The organism is Pseudomonas laurentiana (assembly GCF_014648275.1).
Classification (GTDB): domain Bacteria; phylum Pseudomonadota; class Gammaproteobacteria; order Pseudomonadales; family Pseudomonadaceae; genus Aquipseudomonas; species Aquipseudomonas laurentiana.
In genome coordinates this window covers 1-500 of sequence record NZ_BMQU01000223.1, presented here as the reverse complement: position 1 = coordinate 500, position 500 = coordinate 1, and the positions used below count along the sequence as shown (strand labels likewise).

At 32.6% G+C, this 500-nt stretch carries 1 pseudogene; it reads right to left on the bottom strand.

From position 1 onward, the window contains the following. A pseudogene (locus tag IE038_RS25865) lies at positions 1 to 475 on the bottom strand (hypothetical protein); the annotation flags it as partial. Positions 476 to 500: the final 25 nt, after the last annotated feature.

The window sequence follows — 500 nt, the reverse complement described above, 5'->3', positions numbered from 1 at the left end:
ATGCCTTTGTCATTCCCAATAAAATGGTTCGATAATTTATTCTTTTTTCGAGAGCACGATCCATTCTTTGTGCTTGTGATAATCCAATGAGTTCTCCGGGTAAAAAAAGACTATTTAGTCCATTTTCAAAATTTTTATTTTCGGACTTTTCGACATCTACAACTAAAACTTTCGATGTAATTTGGCGCACAATAATTTCTATATGCTTATCAGAAATTTGTACCCCCTGGGATCGATAAATCTTTTGAATTTCATTGACTAACTGATTCTGACTATCCTCCATAGTTATTCTAACACTGGTGAATGACCCCCAAAAGTTTCCAAAAAATATTGCCAGGTGTCTGTTCAATTCTTTAAATTTTTTTTTTCGATTTTTCGATATTAAAGTATTCGAGCGGGCTTCTGATAATTGTTCAACTTTAGGAAGACCTTGAATTATATCATCGGATTTTAATCTTTCGTATGACATGGTCATTAATGTATCTCCTTCGTAAAGAATT